Consider the following 25164-nt stretch of genomic DNA (forward strand, 5'->3'; position numbering starts at 1 on the left):
TCGATTTTGCCGTGAATGGGCAACGGGTCTCTTTTTGCAGTGTTCGACCGGAGCTGGCCAAGCCCCTCAGTTCAGGCGCATAACAAACGGGTTGGGGACTTCGGAGTCGTAGTTGATCCACACGCTCTTGGTCTTGAGATATTGCCGGATTGAACTGATTCCGTTTTCAAAACCCACACCCGAGTTCTTGTAACCGCCAAAAGGCATCGTATAGCTGGCATCACGGTACGTATTGATCCAGACCGTACCGGCCTCAATCGCGTTGGCCATGGTAAACATGCGCCGTATGTCCTGAGTCCATACCCCGGCGGCGAGGCCATACATCGTGTCGTTGGCGATGGCGATTGCCTCATCCTGATCACGAAACTTGATGACAGAGAGTACGGGGCCGAAAACCTCCTGTTGTGCGATGCGCATGCTGTTATCGACGTTTGTGAAAATTGTCGGTTGGATGAACCACTCCCCGGCATCGGATGATCCTCCGCCAAGTACAAGTTCCGCGCCCTCGGATTTGGCCACGTCGATGTAGTCGAGAATTTTCTTGAACTGGGGCGGCGTAGCCACCGGTCCCATCTGGGTGTCCTCCAACATGGGATTGCCAATCCGCACGGTTTTCGCGAAGGCGAGCAAGCGTTCAACGAATTGGTCATGGATCGATTCCTGCAGGAGCAGGCGCGAGCCAGCGATGCAAGTTTGTCCAGAGGCGGCAAAGATGCCGGAGACCGCTCCTTTCAAAGCGTCCTCGATATTGGCGTCCGCGAAGACGATGTTCGGCGACTTGCCACCGAGCTCCAGCGTAACGGACTTGAAGTCGCCCGCCGCCGCCTCGTAGACCGTGCGTCCCGCGTTCTCGCTGCCGGTGAAGGATATCTTCGCCGTCTTAGGATGCCGGACGAGCGCGTCGCCTACGTCCTTGCCATAACCACATACAACGTTGAACACGCCCGGCGGGAAGCCGACCGCCTCAACCAGCCTTGCGAGTTCCAGCGTCGATGCAGAAGTGAATTCCGACGGCTTCACGACCACGGAACAACCAGCAGCGAGCGCCGTCGTAACCTTCATCACCGCCTGGAACAGCGGAGAGTTCCAAGGCGTAATAGCCACGACAACGCCGATGGGCTCGTTGCGTGTATAGTTGAAGTATCCATGACGTTCTGCCGGAGGTGCGGTTCCCTCGATTTTATCCGCTAGACCGGCATAATAGTAGCAGAACTGCGGGAGATAGCGAACCTGCAGTCTCATCTCTGAAATCAGCTTACCGTTGTCACGGGTTTCTAGCTCGCCTAGAAAATCTGCTTTCTCGGCGATCGCATCTCCGAGACGACGTATCAGTGCGCCCCGTGCACTGGCCGACATAGCTGCCCATGTGCCGGCACGCATTGCCGAGTGGGCGGCTTCAACGGCGAGCGCTGCATCTGCTTCGGTACCGCGTGCGATAGTTGCCCAAGGTTTTCCAGTGTAAGGATCGCTTGTATCAAAGCGCTCGCCTTTTGAGCCCTCGACCCAACGCCCACCTATGAACATTTGATAGTGCTTCATGACTTTTCTTCCTCCGCAGAAGCGCCTGCATTTCCGGCATCCTGGCGCACTAAACCTAACTCATCTTACCGAGACACTCGGCAATAGGCCGCTCAAGGAGCGTCACCGCCGATGAGCAACACGCCTTAGCTCTTCCTCCGTGTTGAGCTGCTCCGTGCGCTTCACTTCCTGCAGCGCCCCCGCCCGTTAGCAATGGGGTTAGAGGTGCCAAAGTTCGGGAAGATTTTCCCATAAAATGATTACGCAAACATAATCGATGCGAGCATGTCCCGCAAGTGAATTTGTGCGGAACGTTTTCAGTGGAAGTAAAGCCGGCAAACCGATCTGGCTGTAAGATCGCCGTGCCAATTAACCTCGAAAGCGTTCATTCAGCGATCATCCCGTACGTCTACGTGTCGGACCATAAATAAGTTAAACAACATAAATCAGTTGTGATTCTCTCTAACTAATTTAACTCGACGCGGACATGGAAACGACGTGGATGACGACGAACCGAGGGGAATATAACCTAGTGCGCTATGCGGACAATTTGACGGATGCGGAACGGGTGCTGGTTGAGCCTTTGATCCCGCCAGCCAAGCGTGGCGGCCGCAAGAGTGAGGTCGATCTGGACGACGTCATCGACGACCTGATTTATGTTCTCCGCACGGGCTGCCATTGGCGAGCCATGCCGAAAGACCTGTCGCTAAAGAACGCTGTTCAGCGATTTCGAACGGTGGAACTGACAGGGCACTCTCGGCTGCATTCATGGGGATCTGTACGTGAATACCGCGAGGCGATGGGCGGGGAGGTCGTCCGACGGCGGCGACCATCGACAGCCAGAGCGTCAAAGGCAAAGGAAAAAGTGTGCTTTGCATCGACCCCTGCGGGTAGCGTGCAAGGAGGAAGCGGCATATCCTTGTCGACACGGTAGGTCTGCTGCACGCACTGGTTTGTCCGACCGACATTCAGAGCAGATCCTGTTCAATCCGGGTCATATCCAGCACCTCTGAAGTAGTTTGCGCATTCTATCGGCGTGAAGCGGGGCATCAATACGCCGACCGCATCCCACAAAGGGCATCGATCTTTCTCTCTGCCCGAGCCCGCCACATGGCCTTCGACTTTGAGAAGGCATTTTCAATGGGGTTGGAGTCGGGACTGTAGGGCTTGCGCTCGATGGCCTCGCGCACCCCGGCCGTTTTGTGCGCGGGCAGATTGATGGGGTGGACGCCCCCTCACGGCATCACTGTGGCAGAGTGGGGTGTCGATCATCATTTGAACGGAGGCGTCCATGTTGGAAGTAAACACAATCGGATTGGATCTGGCGAAGAACGTGTTCCAGGTGCACGGTGCAGATGCGCCTGGATCTGTATTGTTTCGAAAGAAGCCATGTCAGCACCCGACCACGCTCCTTGCTCTTCAAAAGATTTTTTCTTGCACAAACGGGGGCATCCACACATGTCCATGACGACAATATCCCCGGGCTGAAGGGTCGGTAGCAACACCTGCTCAACATAGGCCAGGAAGACGTTGCCGTTCACCGCTCCTTCGTAGACAAACGGCGCGGGCATGCCGGTCAGGCGCAGGGCGCCGGTAAATGTCGTTGTTTTCCACCAATGACCATGGGGCACGCCAGCTCGACAATGCTCGCCGCGAATTGCGCGTCCACGCAGACGTGCCATCTTCGGCGAAAGACCGGTCCCGTCTGTGAAGATCAGCTTTTTTGCGGATCGAGATCGAGCTGGCCACACGGCGCTGGGTCGCAGAGTGGACGTGTTCGGCTGGGGCGATGCCGCCGACTGGTTAAAAACTTCAAAAACTTGTCGCGCAACGCGCCCGTCATCCTCAAACTGGCATCAATCCGCCTCATGCGGCGAAGGCTTTTTTCGAGTTGTAAAATTTCCGCACCAACTCTGAGGCCTTTTATAGCTTGTTTTCCTTGTGCACTTATTGACCTGCCACTGAACTTTCATCCGGCTGCGATCAGAGCCTCGGCGGTTTTTAATACGCCAAATGGCGCGGTGTCAGCAACCGGCGGAAACGCGAAGCTTTCATCTCGCGCAGCGTTGGAGCCGGTTGCGGCGATGATCCCGGCATAGTCTGCCGGGGTCTGGTATCCGAGCGATGAGTGCGGCCGGAAATGATTGTAATCATCCGCCCATTCAACAATGGCGCTTCGGGCATGTTCGAGGCCGAAGAACAGGCTCTCGTTGAGCAACTCGTCGCGCATACGTCCGTTGAAACTCTCGACATAGCCATTCTGCATCGGTCTTCCCGGCGCGATGTAGTGCCACTCGACCTTGTGATCCTTCGACCAGGCAAGGATGGCATTCGAAGTGAGTTCGGTGCCGTAGCACCTACGGAAGGAAGAACTGGAGCCACCGAGGGAACGGTGCGCGCAGCTTTTTTGCTGCAAGCGCGCATCGTTCGAGGTGGCCATGGCCAGTCGAAGTACCTCTAGAATGTGAGTGTTCACAACTCATTCCGGAGAGACCGACCATGACCAGTCAGAATTCTATACCTGCCGATGCTGTGTTGGTAGCCATCGACATCGCCAAGGTTCGCAATGAAGTGTTGATCGAAGCACCCGGCCATAAACGCCGCCGTCCGTTATCTGTTCTCAATACGCGTGCAGAACATGACCATCTGATCGCGATTTTGCAATCATATGACCGACCGGTGGTCTGCGCCTTTGAGGCAACGGGTAACTATCATCGTCCGATCGCCTGGCGGTTGGTGGAAGCCGGCTTCGAAACGCGGTTAGTGTCGTCGCTAGCGCTTGCCCGCATGCGAGAAGCCTTGCACAACAGTTGGGACAAAAACGATCCCCCAAGGATGCCCAGGTGATCCTACACATGTTGAGGATCCACTCGACTCAGGTCTATCATGATCCCTTGCGTGCTGGCATCAACGACGTTCAAGAATTGTCGAAGACACACGAAGCCATTGCTAACGCCAAGACCGAGATCCAACATCGCATCCTGACGCATTACCTGCCGCTGTATTTTCCAGAGATCGAGCGTTTCCGGGGTAACAGTCGGAGCGACTGGTTCTTCGCGTTCCTCGACGCCTTCCCCACACCATCGAGCATCACGACACTGACGAAGGAGAAGTTCGTCGAAGCGGCATGGGATGTTGTCGGCAGGAAAGTGAGCAAGTCACAGATTTTAATGGATATTTATGAGACTGCCCGCACCTCGATTGGCTTGCCATTGCCGCTGGATGCGCCTGCAATTCGCATGTTTCGGATGGTTGTCGCCGAAGCCCGCAGCCTGATCCGCCAACGCAACGAGATCGAAGCACAGGCCGATGATTTGCTGCGAAACAGCCGTGATTATCAGATCCTGCGGCAGATTCCTGGGATCGGTCCGATCAACGCGCTAACGATCATTGCGGAGGCTGGGGACCTGCGCCGCTTTCATCATCACCGTCAGTTTCTCAAATTCTGCGGGCTGGATCTGTCGACAAAGCAATCGGGCCAGTATCGCGGCCAGACCCGACTTTCCAAATTCGGCAACGCGCGGCTGCAACGAACCCTGTGGATTGCTGGGCAAGTTGCCATCCGCCAGCGTGAGAACGGCTTCCAACATAAATTCGAACGCTACATCGCGAGAGATCGTGACAATCCCGATCTCCGCCGCAAGGCAATGACCGCTATTACCGCCAAGATGGCGCGTGTCGTACACGCCGTCGTCAAAAGCGGTTCGGATTACCGGCCCTTCGTTGAAGGGCGGGTACCAGGTGGAAGAACCTCTGTCAGTTAGAGCCGTGAGGGCATCCTTCGAATGACCCTGTAGACAATGCTTGGGTCTTCCACCTGGAACAGAAGCTCGTGTTAAGGACGGTGAGGGCCAAAATGATGGACCCTGTGTTTGCTATGGACGAGACCTTTTCCCTTGCCAGTGGAAGCCGCCTGGTTCGACGATGTGACTTGACGAGCGTCATGCAGCGTGAGCATGCTGACGAACAGAGAAACTTTGCCTGCCAAGCCCATTTCCTTCCGCACTTAGGACGTTGTCGGAGACAATCATTCCTGGCTTGCCGCGCCGTTCGATCAGCGTCGTCAGCTCGCGAGCAACACGACGGCCGGAGATCGACGTGTCCGGTATCGCTGCCAGGCATTCGCGCGTCACGTCATCAACGACATTGAGGACCCGGAATCGTCTGCCGCAGGCGAACTGGTCGTGGACGAAGTCCAACGACCACCGGGCATTGGCCTTCGCTTCAACCAGGATCGGTGCACGCGTGCCGACAGCACGCCGCCGAGCTTTTCGCTTGCGAACTGAAATCCCTTCCTCGCGATAGAGGCGGTAGATGCGATTGACGCCGCACGGCTCTCCATCCCGCCGAAGCAGGATGAACAGCCGACGGTAGCCGAAGCGCCGCCGCTCGTTGGCGAGGTCGCGCAGCTTCGCTCGCAGATCGACCTCCGGCGGTCGACTGGACCGATAACGGATCGTCTTGCGGTCGGCGGATATGATCTGGCAGGCCCGATGCTCCGAAAGACCCATGACGGCCTTCAGATGCGTGACGGCTTCACGCTTGGCGGCAGGCCCTACCATTTTTTGCAAGAAGCTCGCGGAGCGCGGCGACGTCAAGCATCTGCTCGGCCAGCAGTTTCTTCAGCTTGGCATTCTCATCCTAAAGCGCCTTCAGCCGCTTTGCCTCGGAGACCTCCATGCCGCCGTATTTGGCTTTCCAATTGTAAAACGTCGCTTCTGAAATCCCGTGCTTGCGGCAGAGGTCGGCCGCCTTCGCGCCAGCCTCCTGCTCCTTCAGCACCGCAATAATCTGCTCTTCCGTAAATCGCTGCTTCTTCATTCGTCCGTCCTTAATAGGCCGGACGCTAATCCATTCTGAAGGAAATTCTCAGTGGCAGGTCATTATGGCTGTTGCAATTTGTATCCTAATTGGGCATGGCACCCTGCGCCATACGAGGTGTCGCTCGTCTGTTCAACAGGTTCCGGTTACGATCGACGCTGTCCCGGGGGACTGCTGGCAACGCCCGTGGCGGTTTAGGTGCTTCCCCGCCGGATTATCTCGAATGCAAATTCTGTTCGCTTGGGAACGTCCTGGTCACCGCGCAGGCGAGCCAGGACCACTTCGGCGGCGCGGGATCCGATCTCGTAACGGGGGACGCGGACTGCCGTGATGCTGGCCATCGAGCTGATCACGGATTCGTAATCATCAAATCCCGCGATTGCAAGTCGCTGCGGTACTTTCCAGCCGCGTGCTTTGCATTCGGCCAGTGCATCGCTGGCGAGGGCACCGCTTGCGAAGAACACAGCCTGGGTATCCGGTCGCCCGTCCATGAGTTTAGCAAGTGCGTCGCCGCCGCCACCCGGACCGGTTGAGGGAACTTCGAGTATCGTGCCAGTATCTGGCTGAATGCCAGCCTCCCGCAACGCAGCCAAGTAGCCTCGCCGGCGCGACATGAACCGGTCGTCGCCCTTGGAGACCATCCCGACATAAGCGATACGGACGTATTTGGTGGCCAGATATGCAGTCATGGCTTTGGCAGCGCTAAAGTTCGACAGACTCACGACCATGTCGATCGGGCGCGCCACCAGATTACCCATCTCCACCACCGGTAGACCTGTCGTTCTCAGGAGGGACCTAGCCGACCCGGTGTGGCTCGTCCTATGTAGCAGAAGCGCAGCTGGACGATAGGATAGAAATTCGCGAATGACCCGCTCTTCAGCTTCGGAATCTTCGCCCATGCCGAGCATCAGCTGATATCCGCTCTTTGCGATCGTGTCGCAAACGCCCTGTGCGACAGACGCCACCAGGGGGTTCTGCAGCGTCGTCGTGATTAGCCCGATGATGTTGGTCTTTTCCGCAGCCAAGCCCCCGGCGATCTTGTTGTGCAGATAGCCGACCGATGCCATCGCTTCCGTGATCCGTCGCCGTGTCTCAGCTGACACTTGGTCCGGGCTACGCAAAGCCCTAGAAACCGTCATTTGCGAAACCCCCGCCACGCGTGCAACGTCGTCCATACGGACGGGCCTAGGCTGATCGCTGCTACGATACTCACGTTCCGACATTAGGCAAATTCCCCTGCTTTATCCCTTAGATACTAGAGCGTGTCGTCAGAAAAATAACTTACGGCTTCAGATTCCCAAATAAAGTTTTATGTGATTCATAACAGACCCGCTACTGGAGGGCTGGTTATAGCACGTCGTTATGGATTGCGGGACGATTGTCATGTTGGGGTACGGTTGCGGATAATCGCCTTTTCGTGGAACCGGTGCTTTATCAAAACTGCGCTGGGATAACTTGGCTAGTTCTTCGCGAGCGTTCGGAGACTGAAAAAACATCCGCATGGGATTGCGCCGATGTGGCGTAAGCGGCATCTGCGAGCGTCTATTCAGACACTGGGCTGCCGATCACGACAACGAGTTCTTGATGCTGAATTCCACCATTATGCGCGCCAACCAGCATAGTGCTGGCGCGCAAAAAAGGGTGGATCAAGCGATCGGTCGGTCCCTAGGCAGATTGACGACGAAGATTCATGTGATGGTCGATAAGCTCGGCAGTCCGGTGGCGCTCTCACCGAGACCGAACCTGGCGCAAGCCAAGCCTCTTCTGGCGCAGGTCGATCCCGAAGTGTTCCTAGCGGACACAGCCTATGATGCCAACGCACTTACCTACCATTTCAGTGCCTTGACGCGTGTGTCAGGGAGACGAAGGGAGAGTGCACCTCTCTGGTCGGAGCAGAAACGGCTGAACGCGCTCAGCTCACGCGTCGCAGTGCGCCGACGGTTGGTCAGGACGGGAGCGAAAAACGGTCGAACATTTTAAGCTCACGAGCCGCTGATCGCGCTCGCCTGTGCAATTTAATTTCGTCTTTTCCCGCAGTAACTTAACCTGCTCGCTTGTCACTGCAAAAATTGTAAACGGCATCCAGCAGAACAGCCGGCTCCACTACCCGATTGCCGTTAGGGAGTACCCGGTGCCTGTCTTGCAAAGCAGCGGCGGGAACTCGGATTCTATCTTCGTACGGTCCAATGTTGACAAGCAAACCGCCCCGATCGGCCGTCCATTCGACGCCGTAAGACCGCCGACGGGGTCGCCTTGGGACCCGAGGGATGAGTACCGGAAACGCGCAAATCTACCTCTTTACAGGAATGCGGTTGATAAAGCTGGGATCAGGGCAATGACCAAAAGCCCGACCAGAAGTGCGCCCAGATATGGCCAGATGCCTCGCATGGCATCATCTGGGGAGACGTTGCCGATCTTGCAGGCGATGTAGAAGCCAACACCTATCGGCGGCGCCATCAATCCCACATTCAGAGCCGTCACCACCACCAAAGAATAGTGAATGTCATTGATGCCTAAGGTCTTCGCGATCGGAAACATGATTGGTGCCATAAGGACAATGGCTGGCAATCCCTCGAGGACGCTCCCGAGCAGTATGAACACACCAATTGTAACCAACATATAGGAAACCCATCCCCCGGGTAGATCGGTTACCATCGCTGCCATCTGCGAGGCGAAGCCGGTCTGCGTCAACGTCCAGGCCATGGCCGATGCCGTTCCTAGGATGATCAGGATCACTCCGGAAAGCGCTGCCGTTTCCACTAGCATGGCGTACATCTTGCGAGGGCGAATACCTCCGTACAAAACCATTCCGATGATCATGGCGTAGAGCACTGCAATGGTGGAGACCTCCGTTGCCGTCGCAATCCCGCCACCCACAGCACCTCGAATAATGAAGGGCAGCAGCAGTGCAGGAGCAGCAACGACAAGCGTCTTTCCGACTGTCCGGAGCGAAGGCCGCCGAATACCATCCATGGATTCACCCCGCGCCCTCCAGCGCGCGAGGAGGGCGAGAGCGATCAGCAAAACCATCGCTATTACGAAACCGGAGGTGAACAGGCCGGCGATGGAGACGCCCGCCACTGATCCGAGAACGATCAGCAGAATTGAGGGCGGAACCGTATCGGCCATGGCGGCGCCGGTAGCAAGAAGTGCGATCATCTCCCGTGGCTCGTGGCCCCGGCGTTTCATTTCCGGGAAGAGGGCCGGCGCGACAGTCGCCATATCGGAAACCTTGGAGCCGGAAATGCCCGATACAAGGAAGAGAGAGCCGAGAAGAACATACGACATGCCGGCCTTAACATGTCCAAGCATAGAAGCGAGAAACTCGACGATGGCCTTTCCCATACCCGTGGCGTCCAGGATGCAACCCAGCAAAACGAAGATCGGAACGGACACGAGGATAATGCTCGACATGCCTTCGTCGATTCGTCCGATCATCACCATTGTCGGCACTGAGCTCGTGAAAGTCAGGAAAGTGAGTGCACCGAGGCCGAAGCAAAAGGCGATCGGAACGCCGATTACAAGAAAGAAGGCAACGAAGCCCACGAGGAAAATGAGGATGTTGATTTGGCCCAACGACGGCAGAAAGGGGGAGGCGAGCCAAAGCGTTGCGCCTGCAGCAGAAATAAGGGCAGCTGCCATCAAGATTTCGAGAACATTGGCGGATCGCACAGTCTCTCTGAGCGACAGTATCGCCATCAGGGCGATACCAACAGGGAGCGCAGACGTGCGCCAGCTTGCGGCAATATTAAGCGCCGGCGAGGTTATGTAGCGCTCCTCGATGACATAATCGATGGCAGGCCACAACAGCCCAATGAGAAAGATCGCCACGAGAAGTGTTCCCAAGGCAGCGAAGAAACCCCGCAGTTTTTCCGGCAACATGTTGACGAACAAGCTCAGGCGAAGATGCTCATCGCGATCGATAGCGATAGCTGCGCCAAACATGGCAAGCCAGAGGAAGCCGAAACCGGTGACCTCATCAACCCAGACGAGGGGAGCCGATAGCACATAGCGGAAGGTTACGCCCGTCAGCAGCAGCCCTATGATCGCCACCAAGATGGCGGAGGCGATCATTTCTATGGGCCTGAGCAGCGCCGACCCGCCCCTGGGGCGGGTGGGATTACCTTCTAATTGGCCCGTATCAATGCTAACTGCCACCATGTTATTCCATCCTCCGCTTTGTGTCATTGCCTGAGTCCCGAGAGCGAATAGCAGCACCACCGGGACCTAAGCATTTATTGTTGAAGCAGCGACTGATGCTGCTTGATACCGCTTTTACGGCCTCGCCCTCCCTCCGGGAGTTCATCCAACCTGTTGAATTGAACTCAAGACTTACCCCAGCGCTCCGGAATATTTTTCAAGCAGCGTCCATGCTTCCGGCCCAAATTTTTCTTTCCAGTCCTTATAGAAAGTCGAATTTGCCAAGGACTGACGGAACAGTTCCTTATCCACATCAATGAAACGGAGACCTTTTCCTTCCATTTCCCCGCGGGCAGTGACATTGAGCGCTGCGACGTCAGCACGTTGGTCTGCGGCAGAGCGGTCGAACTCCTGTGCTACGATCTCTCGAATGTCTTCCGGCAGACGCTGGAGAGCGCGCTTATTGCCAATAATCCAAACACCACCCCATGTATGACCCGTGAGGCTGCAGGTTTCCTGTACCTCGTTAAATTTGTTGGTGGCTATGGTGGGTAGCGGATTCTCCTGGCCTTCGACTATTTTAGTCTGCAGAGCCATATAGGTCTCGGTGACGTTGATCGCTGTGGGCGCAGCGCCAAGCGCCGCGAAAAGCGACGTCAGGATCGGCGCCGCCGGTACACGCAACTTGAAGCCCTTGATGTCGTCGGGCGTTTTGATTTCGCGCGTCGATGAAGTGATGTGACGAAAGCCGTTATCCCAGATTTTCGATACGGTGGTGACGGACGTTTCCGCGATCCCGGCCCGGATATGATCTCCGAGATCCCCGTCCATCGCCCGCCAAACGGCATCGTAGTCCTTGAAGGCAAAGCCGATGCTCGAAATGCTGCATAGCGGCACTAAAGATGCTAAAATTACGTCTGCCGCTACAGCGAACTCGATGCCGCCACTCCGCACCTGAGACATTAGATCAGCGTCGGATCCTAGCTGACCGGACGGAAACAGTTTGATGTCGAGTCGTCCGCTCGTCGCCTCGCGAATACGATCGAGCGCCTCTCGGGCGCGAATGTTAACAGGATGAGTTGCAGGCTGCCCATTCGCAAGCTTGAACTCGAACTCGGCAGCCGAGGCCGGATATCCGAGGATAGTGACCAAAGGTAGCGCTGCTCCCGCGGCGATAAGCCCTCGGCGCGTAATGCCGCAGCTGTTTGAAGTCTTCATGATGCTCCTCCCTAGTATTTTGAATCAGAATGCAGTCAGACAGAGCCGAATGCACGGACCACTTATTATTCACATTAACCCACTCGGTGCAGCGCCTCTCAATCACCACTATCGAGCCGCCCGGCCTCCTACCACCCAAGCACGTCGCATAAGCATTTAATTCACCGCAGTACAAAGGAAACGTTCTCAAGGCGGGACCAGAAGCCCTAACGCCGAAGCCACCGGGGCCGATAGCGCTGGATGGCGTTCATTGTCTTGGACCTCTAGAAGATCACTTTGCAAATGCAGTGAAGGGTATCGTGGGATCGAATGGCGCAACAGGTCCATTCCTAAGTTTGAAGCCATCTAATACGTTTTTCCTATCATGGATCATTCATCAGTGTTTTCTTCCGGCCCTTTAATGCGCAATCCACTCTAGCAGCGTTGATGGGGTTGTCTTCTCTATTCGGCGTGGTGAGGTCAAGCACCTTCTGACTGTCCGCAGCTATGGTGGTGATGGCTTCGCAGTATCGCGCTTCTCTCCCGGATCGGCCTTTGTGGCCCTCCCACTATGGGACCAGAAGAATGGGGCGGAACAATCTAATCGGCGACCTGATCGCAATAGACGACCGTACCAAGACAACCACGCGAACTCACCCCATCCATCGTCCTGCGAAGGACATCTTTCCACCGGCGGCGGAAGCTTATTGTCTCCTTTGGTTCTCGCTATCCAGGTTGTAAATTACGCAGCAACAGGCAAGCTCTCCCGTGTCCAACAGAATTCGGTTCCGTCACTCCACATGCGATACATGATCACCGCAAGCCGTCGGGCCAAGGCCACAACCGCCTTTTGCCTGCCGCGGCGTTTGGCGATATTCATCGCCCACGCTTTTAGCCACGACCATTTCTTAACGTTTACGAGCAGGACTTGCGCTGCTTCGTACAGCAGGGATCGCATCATCGCGTCACCGCAACAGGATACTCGCCCGACCCGTTTGCTTTCACCAGACTCGTTCAGTTTCGGCGTCAGCCCGAGCACAGAACCGACCGCCTTTGAATGGGCAAACCGGCCAGGAATATCGATGGTTGCCGTATAGGTGAGAGCGACAACGGGGCCGACACCAGGGATCGTCGTCAATCGGCGACAGACTTCATCCTCGCGGACCAAATCCAAAACCTTCTTGTGCAGCTTGGTGAACTCTTAGCGCAGCAGTTTGAACTGATGGGGTGGATGCCCCCTTCCGGCCGGCATCGGCGTATGATGCCTGCCTAGCGCCATTGTGGCGCTCACGGAGGGAAAGCAGATAACACAGGTGCATATCCTTGCGATCGACCTCGCGAAGCGGAGCTTCCAAGTCTGTGGAACGGATCGCGGCGGGGCGTGTGTGGATGCCCCCGGTTTGGCAAGAGGATTTTTTGACGGCAGTCAGCGAACGAGGAATTCTATCGGTCGTGTGTCAGGCCTCTTGATGTGGCCTGATTAGCCACGGGCCGGGATGCAGTTCGAAGAACAGAGGCCACATCGGTTCAGAGAGCTTTGTGCTCGAGCGCCGGGACTGGTTTACCCCATTCTGAACATTGAAGTCCTTTCCGCATCGTTCCGTCAGTCGATCTTCTCACCGGGGCTTTTGGCCCCAGACATTCACCGCCTTGTTCTTCGAGAAGAACAGCGGATCACGCCATTCTGTAATTCTGCTCCCTAGTCATCGTCGCCCAGATGATGCGGGCCATCTTGTTTGCGAGTGCGACAGCCGCGACCATTCGCGGTTTTCGTCCCATAACGCCTCCTAGCCAATTATCCGGCAAAACGCCCTTACGCACGAACCAGCGGATCAGGCTCATGGCGCCGACGATGAGCAATTTACGGATATCCGTTTGCCCCATCTTGCTAACGCCTCCCAGCCGGGTCTTTCCTCCCGTTGAATGCTGGCGGGGTCGAGGCCGAGCCAGGCAGCAAAATTCCGGCCACTCTTAAATGCGCGAAGATCGGGAGCAAACGCGAGGATCGCTCCGGCGGTCACGGGTCCGACGCCGGGAACAGTGCAAAGTCGACGCATTTCTTCATTCGCTTTGGTCGCTTCTCGAAGTTTCAGCATCAGCCCGTCGATTTTCTCGGTCAGCAGCCTGATCTGGTCCAGGTAAAGCTGGCCAATCTCTCTAACTCCAGCAGGAAGACCATTTGTGTCATCGGCCAGAATTCCCACTACCGCAGTGAGATTGGCGGGTCCTTGAGCAACGATGACCCCGAATTCGCCAAGATGCCCACGCAGCGCATTGATGAGCTGGGTACGCTGGCGCACGAAGCACTGGTGCGTTCGAAACGCCACCGCTCGGGCTTGATGTTCAGCGCTCTTGACCTCGACATAATGCATGTTCGGTCGTTGTGCAGCCTCCGCGATCGCCGCTGCATCGGCCGCATCGTTCTTTTGTCGTTTGACGAACGGCTTCACATAGATCGGCGGAATTAGCCGCACATTATGGCTACAGCCTTTAGCAACGCGCCCCCAGAAATGGCTGGTGGCACAAGCCTCCATCGCGACAACGCATGGCAACTGCTCGTTCAAAAGCTGCAATAGTCGAGCTCGCGAGAGAACCCGGTTAAATAGAACCGCCCCGCCGCGATCCGTTCCACAGACTTGGAAGCTCCGCTTCGCGAGGTCGATCGCAAGGATATTCACCTGTGTCATCTGCTTTCCCTCCGTGAGCGCCACAATGGCGCTAGGCAGGCATCATACGCCGATGCCGGCCGGAAGGGGGCATCCACCCCTCGAGCAATTTGGCGGGACAAGCGCGGTTCGGAAAATGGTTCATGGCTTCAAGATATGGCGTAAGGCAAAGTCATTCTTTGATTATGGTTTACGCCGATACGTCCTTTCACAGGCGGCCAGGCTCGGCTCGCACACCCAGTCCGTTCGCAGATCCGACAGGAAATCCCTATCGGCTGGAACGCCGGTCTTTGCGCCTCAAGAAACTCATCTGCGTAGACAAATGCCTCGGCGTTGCTCATTTCGCATCCAAAAGCGAGCGCATATGCTATATCTAGCCCTCGAAACCCACCAGAACGCTTTGTCACTTGTATCGCCAGCGAGAGATACTTTCCGCCGTCAGGGGTTTCCGCCATTTGACGCAAGATCCGCCCCTGAGATTCGAAAGCGCGATGCACGTGCCAAACCGGACAAGCCGCTCCGAAGCGAGCGAACTGAAGTTTGGTTGCGCTGTGGCGCTTGGTGATATTGCCTGCACGATCAATTCTGGCAAAGAACATCGGTACGCCTTTTTGGCCGGGCCGTTGCAAGGTGGAAAGGCGATGGCAGACCTGCTCGATCGATGTGTTGAATTGAAGCGCCAGCAGCTCGACGTCGTGACGGAGATCCATCGCGGCTTTCGCGAAATCGCCGTAGGGCATTAAAAGTGCGCCCGCGAAGTAGTTTTGCAGGCCGATCTTGCAGATCTCTACCGCCTCTTCCGTTCGGAAACCCGCCGCCAAGGCTATCTTAGCAATGCTGTCACTGAACTCAAGTTGAGCAAGCTGAATGGCCATTTGGAACTGCTGCGTCTGGGCCGGGGAGTGCTTGTTTAGATAGAGTGTCGATGTGTCGGTGTGGAAGCTCCGAAGCGCGCCCTCGTCTATAACGTGGCGCACAGTGATGCCGCATCTGTCCAACTCTCGCTTCATCGCGCCGAAGGAATCTTCCGGTAGTCCGAGCTTTGTAGCCAGCCGCTCTGCAGCGACGTCCAGATCGTGCACATAGTTGTCAACGAAATGAAAATAGTCTCGCACCTCTTCGTACGGTGTCGCCTCTGCCATTCCTTTGGCCAGTTCCTCATCGATGCTCGCGAGCTGTTCGGTGCTACGCCTGTATGCCTGGTGAGCGAGGATTATTGCGTGGGCTATACTCGGAGCATTCTGCACCACAAGCTTGATGTCCTGGACCGTCGGTGAAAGGCTTTCGAACAGGGGGTCACCTAGCGCCTCCGAGAACGCTGACAGAAGGCGATCACCCTCGCCGCCTGCTATTTCCGAGAGCTGAAGTTGGAACTTATCGGCCAGTGCCAGGAGTACGGTGGCTGATACAGGCCGGTTGTTGCTTTCGATCTGGTTGAGATAACTCGTCGATATCCCGAGCCTTTCAGCAAACTGGACCTGATTCCATTTTCGCGACAGCCGAAGCTCCCGCACACTCTTGCCTATGAAAAGCTTTCCGACGGCCATTTTGCAAATTCACAATTTCAATTATAAATTATTGTAAATTCCCCTGCGCACATTTCCAACTCTTTTTTTCACATCGGCTCCATCCTAGAAAAACTTAGAAAGAGAGGACAGATGCAGCGAGTTCTAGAAAACCTGGAAATACGTCGTGCGGAGGCCCGCCTGGGCGGCGGGCAAAAGCGCATCGACGCGCAGCACTCAAAGGGAAAGCTAACGGCGCGGGAACGCATCGAAGTCCTTCTCGACGACGGCTCCTTTGAAGAATTTGACATGTACGTCACGCACCGCGCGGTGGATTTTGGCATGGGCAGCCAAAAAATCGCCGGCGACGGTGTTGTCACGGGGTGGGGTACAATTAACGGCCGTCAGGTTTATGTCTTCAGCCAGGACTTCACAGTGCTCGGCGGCTCACTCTCCGAAACCCATGCGGAGAAGATCTGCAAGATCATGGACATGGCGATGAAGGTCGGCGCGCCCGTTGTCGGCCTCAATGATTCCGGAGGCGCCCGTATCCAGGAAGGCGTTGCTTCGCTCGGCGGTTATGCCGACGTTTTCAAGCGCAACGTCATCGCCTCCGGTGTCGTGCCTCAAATCTCTGTCATCATGGGGCCGTGTGCCGGTGGTGCCGTTTATTCGCCTGCCATGACCGACTTCATCTTCATGGTGCGCGACACCTCCTACATGTTCGTAACCGGGCCGGATGTGGTGAAGACCGTGACCAACGAGATCGTCACGGCGGAAGAGCTGGGCGGCGCCTCCACACACACCAAAAAATCCTCCGTTGCCGATGGCGCATATGAGAACGATGTCGAGGCTCTTGAAGCAGTGCGTCAGTTGTTCGATTTCCTGCCACTCAACAACAAGGCTACCGCGCCGGTCCGCCCGTTCTATGACGACCCGGGCCGGATGGAGCAGCGACTCGACACCCTCATTCCCGACAGCTCGAACAAACCATACGACATGAAGGAGTTGATCTCCGCGATCGCCGACGAAGGCGACTTTTTCGAAATACAGGAAGCTTTTGCACGCAACATCATCACTGGCTTCGTCCGCATTGAAGGGCAGACTATCGGGATCGTCGCCAATCAGCCGATGGTTCTCGCGGGATGCCTCGACATCGACAGCGCACGGAAAGCCGCTCGCTTCGTGCGTTTCTGTGATGCCTTCAACATCCCCATCCTGACGTTGGTGGATGTCCCCGGTTTCCTGCCTGGGACTGCACAGGAATATGGTGGCGTCATCAAGCACGGAGCGAAGTTGCTGTTTGCGTATTCCGAAGCAACAGTGCCGATGGTGACCCTCATCACCCGCAAGGCCTACGGCGGAGCGTACGATGTCATGGCATCGAAACACATTGGAGCCGACGTCAACTATGCCTGGCCGACGGCTGAAATCGCTGTGATGGGCGCCAAGGGAGCGACCGAAATTCTCTATCGTTCGGAACTCGGCGATGCGGAAAAAATCGCTGCCCGGACAAAGGAATACGAGGAGCGATTCGCGAACCCGTTTGTGGCGGCCGAGCGTGGCTTCATCGACGAAGTGATCATGCCGCACTCGTCCCGCCGACGCATCGCCCGTGCGTTTGCCTCATTGCGCAATAAGGAGGTGGTAGGCCGATGGAAGAAGCACGACACGATCCCGCTTTAGACAACATCAGATGTGTCATAGCGGTGATGGACGGGGTGGAAATTGCGACCCCTCGGCAGTTAGCCAGCGTGCTCGACGATGAGGACGCGCTCGTCTGGAACCACCACGAGGGCCATATGGATTGGTGCCTGTGCGCAATCAACATAGCCGAAAGTTTGCGCGGGAGTGGCATGACCGCGCGGGACCAGGGCGCGAAACTCCTCATTGAACGGACGGCCAAGAAGCATGTTTAGGAAAATTCTGATCGCCAACCGTGGCGAGATCGCCTGCCGGGTCATCAAGACGGCAAAGAAAATGGGCATCGCGACCGTTGCCGTCTATTCCGATGCGGATGCCGATGCGCTGCATGTGAAGATGGCTGACGAGGCCGTTCATATCGGGCCGGCACCTTCCAGCCAGTCCTATATCGTCATCGACAGGATTCTGGATGCGATCCGCAAGAGCGGTGCCGATGCGGTCCATCCGGGCTATGGCTTCCTGTCTGAAAACGCAGCGTTTGCGCAGGCGCTGGAAAACGAAAGCGTTGCCTTCATCGGCCCGCCGGTCGGCGCTATCCAGGCGATGGGCGACAAGATTACCTCCAAGAAGCTGGCCGCCGAGGCAGGAGTCTCCACAGTACCGGGCCACATGGGCCTGATTGCGGATGCGGATGAAGCCGTGAAAATCTCCGCTTCGGTCGGCTATCCGGTGATGATCAAGGCGTCCGCCGGCGGTGGTGGCAAGGGAATGCGCATCGCCTGGAACGACGCGGAAGCCCGCGAAGGTTTTCAGGCCTCGAAAAACGAGGCGAAGAGTTCGTTCGGCGACGACCGTATCTTCATCGAGAAATTCATCACCCAGCCGCGCCATATCGAAATCCAGGTGCTCGGCGACAAACACGGCACTGTGGTTTATCTCGGCGAGCGCGAATGCTCGATCCAGCGGCGAAACCAGAAGGTCATCGAGGAAGCCCCCTCGCCGTTCCTGGATGCGGTCACCCGGCGCGCCATGGGCGAGCAGGCGGTGGCGCTATCGAAGGCGGTCGGCTATCACTCGGCTGGCACCGTCGAATTCATCGTCGATGGCGACCGCAATTTCTACTTTCTTGAGATGAACACCCGCCTGCAGGTCGAGCATCCGGTGACGGAACTCATCACCGGCATCGATCTGGTCGAGCAGATGATCCGTGTCGCCGCCGGCGAAATGCTGTCCTTCGCTCAGGACGACATCAAGCTCAACGGCTGGGCGATCGAAAGCCGGCTCTATGCCGAGGATCCCTATCGCAACTTCCTGCCCTCGATTGGGCGTCTGTCGCGCTACCGGCCACCAGTCGAAGGCAAGACGTCCGATGGCACCATCGTGCGCAACGATACCGGCGTCTTTGAGGGCGGCGAGATCTCGATGTACTACGACCCGATGATCGCCAAACTCTGCACATGGGCGGAAGATCGGACGCAGGCTATCGACGCAATGGCGGCGGCGCTTGACGATTTCGAGGTCGAGGGCTGCGGGAACAACCTTCCGTTTCTGTCGGCAGTCATGAGACAGGAGCGGTTCAGATCAGGGCGACTGACCACCGCTTACATCGATGAGGAGTTCCCTGAAGGGTTCGTCGGGGTGGAACCGGAACCAGAGGAGTATGCCCGACTGGCTGCGGTGGCCGCGCTCATCAATCAAACCGTACAGTTGCGTGCTACGTCGATCTCAGGCGCGATCGGGAACCATCAGCGCACGCTCGGAAACGCATGGGTCGTGTCATTCCCTTCAACCGAGGTACCGCTGTCGTTCGAAACGCTCGTGGATGGAGCGGCAATAGTTCTTGCTGACGGCTCAAGGATAGCGATCGCCGGAACGTGGCTCCCCGGACAAAGCCATGGGGCCTTTCTGGTCGACGCGATGTCCATGGGGGTCAAGGTCGATCTGATTGGCTCGTCGATCCGGCTCCGCTGGAACGGCATCGATGTCCGCGTTCACGTCCGTTCGCCCAGGGTCGCGGAGCTTGCCAGGCTAATGCCGAAAAAGCTGCCGCCGGACACCTCGAAGTTGCTCCTCTGCCCGATGCCCGGCATCATCACGTCAGTGACTGTCGAAGCGGGGGATGAGGTGGAGGCAGGGCAGACACTGGCGACGGTGGAAGCCATGAAAATGGAGAATTCATTGAAGGCCGAGCGGAAAGGCACCGTCAAGCGGATCGTAGTGACACCAGGACAGAGCCTGGCCGTCGATGAACTTATCATGGAATTCGCGTGACGGAGGCGTTTATGTCAAAGGCAACGAACGAATGGCGCGCATTGGCCGAGAAAGAACTCAAGGCCTCCCCGGAGACGCTTCTATGGCGCACGCCCGAGGGCATTGATATCAAGCCGCTCTACACGGCGGACGATCTTGACGGCATTGACCACCTGAACACGCTCCCGGGCATGAAGCCGTTCGTGCGCGGGCCGCGCGCAACAATGTATGCCGGCAGGCCCTGGACGATCCGTCAATATGCCGGGTTTTCGACCGCTGAGGCCTCGAATGCGTTCTACCGCAGGAATCTTGCAGCCGGTCAGAAGGGCTTGTCGGTCGCCTTCGATCTTGCGACCCATCGTGGCTATGACAGCGATCATCCACGCGTCGAGGGCGATGTCGGCAAGGCCGGTGTGGCGATCGACTCGGTCGAGGACATGAAGATCCTGTTCGACGGCATCCCGCTGAAGGATATGTCGGTATCGATGACGATGAACGGTGCGGTGATCCCGATCCTCGCCTCCTTCATCGTTGCCGGCGAGGAACAGGGCTGCTCGCGCGCCGAACTGTCGGGGACCATCCAGAACGACATCCTGAAGGAGTTCATGGTCCGCAATACCTATATCTATCCGCCTGAGCCCTCGATGCGGATCGTCGCCGACATCATCGAATATACGGCGAAAGAAATGCCGAAGTTCAATTCAATCTCCATCTCCGGTTACCACATGCAGGAGGCCGGATCGACACTCGTGCAAGAACTCGCTTTCACGCTGGCAGATGGTCGAGAGTATGTGCGTGCAGCACTTGCAAAGGGCCTGAGTGTGGACGAGTTCGCTGGACGGCTGTCGTTCTTCTTCGCCATCGGCATGAACTTCTTCATGGAAGCTGCCAAACTGCGCGCCGCGCGCCTTCTCTGGACGCGGATCATGGAAGAATTCGAACCGAAAAAGGCGTCATCGCTTATGCTCCGGACGCACTGCCAGACTTCGGGCGTGTCGCTGCAGGAGCAGGATCCTTATAACAACGTCATCCGGACGGCTTATGAAGCTTTATCGTCAGCCCTTGGCGGCACCCAGTCGCTGCATACCAACGCGCTCGACGAGGCCATCGCTCTTCCGACCGAATTTTCGGCCCGTATTGCCCGCAACACCCAGCTTATCCTGCAGCACGAGACCGGCGTGACCAAGGTTGTCGATCCGCTGGCCGGCTCGTACTACGTTGAGAGCCTCACGCATGAACTGGCGACGAAAGCCTGGACATTGATCGAGGAGGTCGAGGCACTCGGCGGCATGACCAAGGCGGTGGCAGACGGACTGCCCAAACGGCTTATCGAAGAAGCCGCGACCCGGCGCCAGGCAAGGGTCGATCGGGGAGACGAGGTGATCGTCGGGGTGAACAAATATCGTTTGGAAAACGAGGACGAACTGCAGATCCTCGCTATCGATAACACCCTGGTTCGCAAGGCTCAGGTCGATAGGCTGGAGCAGGTGAAGCGGCGAAGAGATCCCGAGGCTGTGGCGCGCACGCTCGCCACTCTTTCCACGATCGCAGCAACAGGTACTGGCAATCTTCTCGAGGCTGCTGTCGACGCGGCCCGCGCTCGCGCAACGGTCGGGGAGATATCGGACGCAATGCGCACGGTGTTCGGCGATCACAAAGCCGTGCCCGAAGTGGTCAGTGACATTTACGGCCCGGCCTACGAAAACGATCCCGAGTACGAGACACTGGTGACCAGGCTTGGGGATCTTGCTGCCTCCACCGGACTGAAGCCGAGTATTCTGATTGCGAAGCTTGGCCAGGACGGACATGACCGCGGCGCCAAAGTGATTGCGTCTGCTTTCGGAGATATCGGGTTTGAGGTGATCGCGGGACCGTTGTTCCAGACGCCCGAAGAGGCGGCCGATCTCGCGATGCGCAAACATGTCCACGTGGTCGGGATGTCATCTCTCGCCGCTGGACACAGAACGCTGGCTCCCCAGCTAGTCGAGGCCCTGCGAACGAGGAATGGCCATGAGGTCGTCGTCGTCGTCGGGGGTGTGATCCCAAGGCAAGACTACGACTTTCTCCTCGAAAACGGCGTAGCGGCCGTATTCGGTCCCGGTACCAATGTGCTCGACGCTGCAAACAGGATCCTGGATCTGCTCGAAGGCAAACGGCGTAACAATTAGGGACCATTATGATCAGAAGAGTAAACCATATCGCGATCGCGGTTCCCGACCTGAAACTGGCCGGCGAAACTTATCGCCGTCTTGGCGTCTCCGTTTCAGAGCCGCAGGAGCTTCCAGAACACGGAGTACAGGTGTGCTTTCTGGAATTTCAAAACCTCAAGATCGAGCTTGTTCAGGCGCTCGGTGAAGCGTCCCCGATAGAGCGGTATATGGCGAAGAATCCCGCAGGTGGCATCCATCACATATGCTTCGAGGTCGACAAACTTGACCCTGTGACATCCGTGCTTCGAGACAATGATATTCGGGTTCTAGGCTCGGGTGAGCCGAAGATCGGCGCTCATGGCAACCCAGTCATATTCGCCCATCCCTCCGATCTGTTCGGGGTGCTGACAGAATTCGAGGAGGTGGCCGAGCCAAAGCAGAGTTGAACGGAACGCGACCCCGACGATCCGTTCGATTTCGTCGCACTTGACGCCCCCGAGCCTGTCCTAGCATATGAACCTGGGTCCCCGTTTCGAGTCAGGCTTCAAGTTGCAAGATAACACCAAAAAAAAATTATCCCCTCCCTCGCCAATCGGTGTCAAAGACGACGCCTTCGTGCAGGGCTTCGAAATTCCGACCTATTCTCCGCATGAAATCCGCATTATCCGCGGGACCTACAAGGCAATGGCGACGATCGGTACGCAGCAATTGTCTCTGCGCCGGATCGCGAAGGAACTGGAGGTCAGTCCGGCGCTGATTGGCTATCATTTCAAGTCAAGAGATGCCCTCGTCATGGATACCATGCGATGGGCGCTCGCGGGGACCGTGCGCCGTATCTCGAAGAAGGTTGCCGATGCAAAGGATGCGCGCGAGGCTTTTTCGGCCCTCATGGACGGCGTTTTCCTTGGGCCCAAACCCAGCCGCGATTTCCATCTGATCTATCTTGATCTCGTACAGTATTCGACGCGCGAGTCGACATTCGTTGAGCTCGCCGACCTGCTTCGGACCCATATCGACGGCACCTATGCCAGCGTGATCCGGCAGGGTGTAGAGGCCGGCCTGTTCGAGGTGGACGATCTTGCCGGCGCTGCCAAGCGCGCGCGTGCAGTCGTTGAAGGGAGCTTCATCCAGTGGCTGCAGGACAAGAACTGGGAGCGGAGCTACGGCGCGCTGCGTGAAGATTGCGAAACTGCGCTGCTCAAGCTCTTTCAGCCCCTCAAAACCTGAAGCAGCCCACTCCTACGTAACAATCGCGGGGAACTACACATCTTGCCGCGTCGCTCCCTTTCGTCTTCGACACTCCATAACAGTCCTTGCGGCACGAAACGCTGATCGGCAAAAGTCGACTGAAACGACTTGACAAGTGTACAGTCAACCGTACTATCGCTGAACAGTTGTTCAGCTTAGTGGGAGGAGACTGGACAGGAGCATAGTCACGGTTTGCAGGGAGCGAAGCGAGAGCACCTGCACCGCATTCGCCATTCATTGACCGATTACTTTAGAGCAAGCGCATCGTAGCGGATCAGATCCACGCCGAACGCTCCTGCTCGACCAAAAATATCCGCGCGGATGATTGTCATCCTTCGCGAATTTAACTGATTGGGAGGATCAGATGACACATGTGGAAACAATGACCCGGGCCGAGGGCATATCCGCGCGAGACCGAAAGGTCATACTCGCGGCGTCTCTTGGGACAGTATTCGAATTCTACGACTTTTTCCTTATCGGCCTTGTCGCGACTGAAATCGCGAGGGCATTCTTTTCGGGTGTTAATCCGACGGCTGGGTTTATCTTCACCCTCCTCGGATTTGCCGCCGGCTTTATGCTTCGGCCGTTTGGCGCCATCGTCTTCGGACGTCTCGGCGACCTCGTGGGTCGCAAATACACCTTTCTCATAACCATCGTGCTCATGGGCAGTTCCACATTCCTGATCGGTCTTCTCCCTGCCTATGCGACTATAGGTGTTGCGGCACCTATCCTGTTCGTGACCATGCGAATGCTTCAGGGTCTTGCTCTTGGCGGCGAGTTCGGCGGGGCGATGGTTTACGTGGCAGAGCATGCGCCAACCGATAAACGCGCAACTTACACCGCTTATATCATCATGACTGCCGCCATCGGATTCCTGCTCGCGGTTGCGGTTATCATTCCCTTGCGGCTTGCTCTGGGGCCAGATGCTTTCACGTTGTGGGGCTGGCGCGTTCCGTTCCTGATTTCGATCGTGCTGCTCGGGGTTTCTCTCTGGATCCGTCTGAAGCTGGACGAATCCCCGGAATTCAAGCGCATGAAGGCAGAAGGCAAAGCCTCCAGGTCTCCTTTGGCTGAAACATTCGGCACCTGGAAGAATGTCAGGCTCATCATCATTGCGGCCCTGTGCATTCTACCTGCACAAGCCGTTATCTGGTATACGGGCCAGTTCTACACGCTGTTCTTTCTGACAAAGGTTCTGAAGGTTGAAAACCTGTCGGCGAACCTGATGCTGATCACGGCAACAGTGCTGACGGCCCCGCTCTACGTGGTCTTCGGCAAGCTTTCGGACAAGATTGGAAGAAAACCGGTCTATATCGTTGGCTACCTTATCGCCGCAATCGTGACCATCCCGGCTTTTCAGGGGCTTACCCACTTTGCCAATCCGGCGCTCGAGGCTGCACAGGATCGTGCGCCGATTACGATCGTTGCAGATCCTCAGGATTGCTCATTCCAGTTTAACCCTCTCGGAACCGCGAAATTTGTCAAGTCGTGCGATGTCGGAATTGGTGCAGTCACGGGGCTTGGGCTGAACTATCGAAGCGAGGAAGCGGCAGTGGGAACCGTCGCGGCAGTCAAGGTCGGTGACCGCACGATCTTGAGCTACCCGGCTGACGCTGCTGACGCCGCCGCGCAGAAAACCCGCCTCGATACCGAACTGAAGCAGGCTCTGACTGACGCCGGCTATCCGCTGGGCAACGCCAATCCGGAGGAGGTCAATAGTCCGGCTATCATCGCGTTGCTTTGTGTGCTGCTTGCACTTGGTGCTATGGTGTTCGCGCCGACGACGACATCCCTGCTGGAGATGTTCCCGTCACGCATTCGATATACCGCGATGTCCTTCCCGTACCATCTGAGCGCCGCCTGGTTTGGCGGGTTCCTGCCAGCTACGGCGTTCGCGATCGTAGCAGCGACAGGAAACGTCTATTCGGGTCTCTACTATCCAGTTGGCATCGCCGCGACCTGCATGGTGCTGAGTCTGATCTTCGCGCGTGAAACACGCGGGACTGACATATCCAAGGGCTAACC

The 25164-nt window shown here is 56.9% G+C and carries 13 protein-coding genes and 8 pseudogenes; 10 read left to right on the forward strand and 11 right to left on the reverse strand.

All coding sequences use genetic code 11. The features are described 5' to 3' along the window. Positions 1–66 precede the first annotated feature (66 nt). The gene (locus AC1DCP_RS25210) at positions 67–1539 is read right to left on the reverse strand and encodes an aldehyde dehydrogenase (RefSeq protein ID WP_476774771.1); all 1473 of its coding nucleotides are present in this window, start codon (positions 1537–1539) and stop codon (positions 67–69) included. 466 nt (positions 1540–2005) lie between these two features. Between AC1DCP_RS25210 and AC1DCP_RS25215 the strand changes: the two genes are divergently transcribed. After that, the gene (locus tag AC1DCP_RS25215; RefSeq protein WP_476774772.1) at positions 2006–2452 is read left to right on the forward strand and encodes a transposase; all 447 of its coding nucleotides are present in this window, start codon (positions 2006–2008) and stop codon (positions 2450–2452) included. Positions 2453–2502: 50 nt separating this feature from the next. Here AC1DCP_RS25215 and AC1DCP_RS25220 read toward each other — a convergent pair. Then, positions 2503–2735 (reverse strand): annotated as a pseudogene (locus AC1DCP_RS25220) (IS630 family transposase); the annotation flags it as partial. Positions 2736–2978: 243 nt separating this feature from the next. Continuing rightward, positions 2979–3265: pseudogene (locus AC1DCP_RS25225) on the reverse strand (transposase); the annotation flags it as partial. A gap of 3 nt (positions 3266–3268) precedes the next feature. On the opposite strand from AC1DCP_RS25225, the pseudogene AC1DCP_RS25230 reads away from it, so the two are divergent. Beyond that, positions 3269–3401, forward strand: a pseudogene (locus AC1DCP_RS25230) (IS5/IS1182 family transposase); the annotation flags it as partial. Positions 3402–3487: 86 nt separating this feature from the next. Here the strand turns inward: AC1DCP_RS25230 and AC1DCP_RS25235 are convergent. Then, a pseudogene (locus AC1DCP_RS25235) lies at positions 3488–3868 on the reverse strand (integrase core domain-containing protein); the annotation flags it as partial. Between the two features lie 149 nt (positions 3869–4017). On the opposite strand from AC1DCP_RS25235, the pseudogene AC1DCP_RS25240 reads away from it, so the two are divergent. Continuing rightward, positions 4018–5307 (forward strand): annotated as a pseudogene (locus AC1DCP_RS25240) (IS110 family RNA-guided transposase). Positions 5308–5504: 197 nt separating this feature from the next. Here AC1DCP_RS25240 and AC1DCP_RS25245 read toward each other — a convergent pair. Then, positions 5505–6339, reverse strand: a pseudogene (locus tag AC1DCP_RS25245) (IS3 family transposase); the annotation flags it as partial. 194 nt (positions 6340–6533) lie between these two features. Beyond that, entirely contained in the window at positions 6534–7562 is a 1029-nt protein-coding gene (locus AC1DCP_RS25250; RefSeq protein ID WP_476774773.1) for a LacI family DNA-binding transcriptional regulator, read from the reverse strand. Positions 7563–7923: 361 nt separating this feature from the next. Here AC1DCP_RS25250 and AC1DCP_RS25255 point away from each other — a divergent pair, with 361 nt between their 5' ends. Continuing rightward, positions 7924–8319 carry a hypothetical protein gene (locus AC1DCP_RS25255; protein WP_476774774.1) on the forward strand — a complete coding sequence of 132 codons (396 nt, stop codon included), beginning with the start codon at positions 7924–7926 and terminating at the stop codon, positions 8317–8319. Between the two features lie 318 nt (positions 8320–8637). Here AC1DCP_RS25255 and AC1DCP_RS25260 read toward each other — a convergent pair whose 3' ends face one another. The 5 genes and pseudogenes from AC1DCP_RS25260 to AC1DCP_RS25280 all read right to left on the reverse strand — a co-directional run bounded on the left by AC1DCP_RS25260 (position 8638) and on the right by AC1DCP_RS25280 (position 15889). Beyond that, positions 8638–10500 (reverse strand): TRAP transporter large permease, encoded by a 1863-nt coding sequence (locus AC1DCP_RS25260; RefSeq protein WP_476774775.1) that lies wholly within the window; start codon positions 10498–10500, stop codon positions 8638–8640. A gap of 171 nt (positions 10501–10671) precedes the next feature. Further along, positions 10672–11697, reverse strand: coding sequence for a TRAP transporter substrate-binding protein (locus tag AC1DCP_RS25265; RefSeq protein ID WP_476774776.1), 1026 nt, complete (start codon positions 11695–11697; stop codon positions 10672–10674). A 721-nt stretch (positions 11698–12418) separates the two neighbouring features. Then, positions 12419–12877, reverse strand: a pseudogene (locus AC1DCP_RS25270) (transposase); the annotation flags it as partial. 473 nt (positions 12878–13350) lie between these two features. Beyond that, positions 13351–14363 (reverse strand): annotated as a pseudogene (locus tag AC1DCP_RS25275) (IS110 family RNA-guided transposase). Between the two features lie 128 nt (positions 14364–14491). Beyond that, positions 14492–15889: a helix-turn-helix domain-containing protein gene (locus AC1DCP_RS25280; protein WP_476764350.1), complete on the reverse strand. Its 1398-nt coding sequence runs from the start codon at positions 15887–15889 to the stop codon at positions 14492–14494. 111 nt (positions 15890–16000) lie between these two features. On the opposite strand from AC1DCP_RS25280, the gene AC1DCP_RS25285 reads away from it, so the two are divergent. From AC1DCP_RS25285 to AC1DCP_RS25310, 6 genes are all read left to right on the forward strand, one after another. Next, positions 16001–17533, forward strand: coding sequence for an acyl-CoA carboxylase subunit beta (locus tag AC1DCP_RS25285; protein ID WP_441360569.1), 1533 nt, complete (start codon positions 16001–16003; stop codon positions 17531–17533). A 225-nt stretch (positions 17534–17758) separates the two neighbouring features. Further along, positions 17759–19762 carry an acetyl-CoA carboxylase biotin carboxylase subunit gene (locus AC1DCP_RS25290; RefSeq protein WP_476764409.1) on the forward strand — a complete coding sequence of 668 codons (2004 nt, stop codon included), beginning with the start codon at positions 17759–17761 and terminating at the stop codon, positions 19760–19762. A gap of 11 nt (positions 19763–19773) precedes the next feature. After that, positions 19774–21909, forward strand: coding sequence for a methylmalonyl-CoA mutase (scpA, locus tag AC1DCP_RS25295; protein WP_476764408.1), 2136 nt, complete (start codon positions 19774–19776; stop codon positions 21907–21909). A gap of 8 nt (positions 21910–21917) precedes the next feature. Then, positions 21918–22337, forward strand: coding sequence for a methylmalonyl-CoA epimerase (gene mce / locus AC1DCP_RS25300; protein WP_476764407.1), 420 nt, complete (start codon positions 21918–21920; stop codon positions 22335–22337). A 169-nt stretch (positions 22338–22506) separates the two neighbouring features. Next, positions 22507–23118, forward strand: coding sequence for a TetR/AcrR family transcriptional regulator (locus tag AC1DCP_RS25305; RefSeq protein WP_476764406.1), 612 nt, complete (start codon positions 22507–22509; stop codon positions 23116–23118). Positions 23119–23503: 385 nt separating this feature from the next. Beyond that, positions 23504–25162 (forward strand): MFS transporter, encoded by a 1659-nt coding sequence (locus AC1DCP_RS25310; RefSeq protein ID WP_441360574.1) that lies wholly within the window; start codon positions 23504–23506, stop codon positions 25160–25162. Positions 25163–25164 lie beyond the last annotated feature (2 nt).

The sequence above is a fragment of the Agrobacterium sp. 10T429 genome (assembly GCF_056393925.1).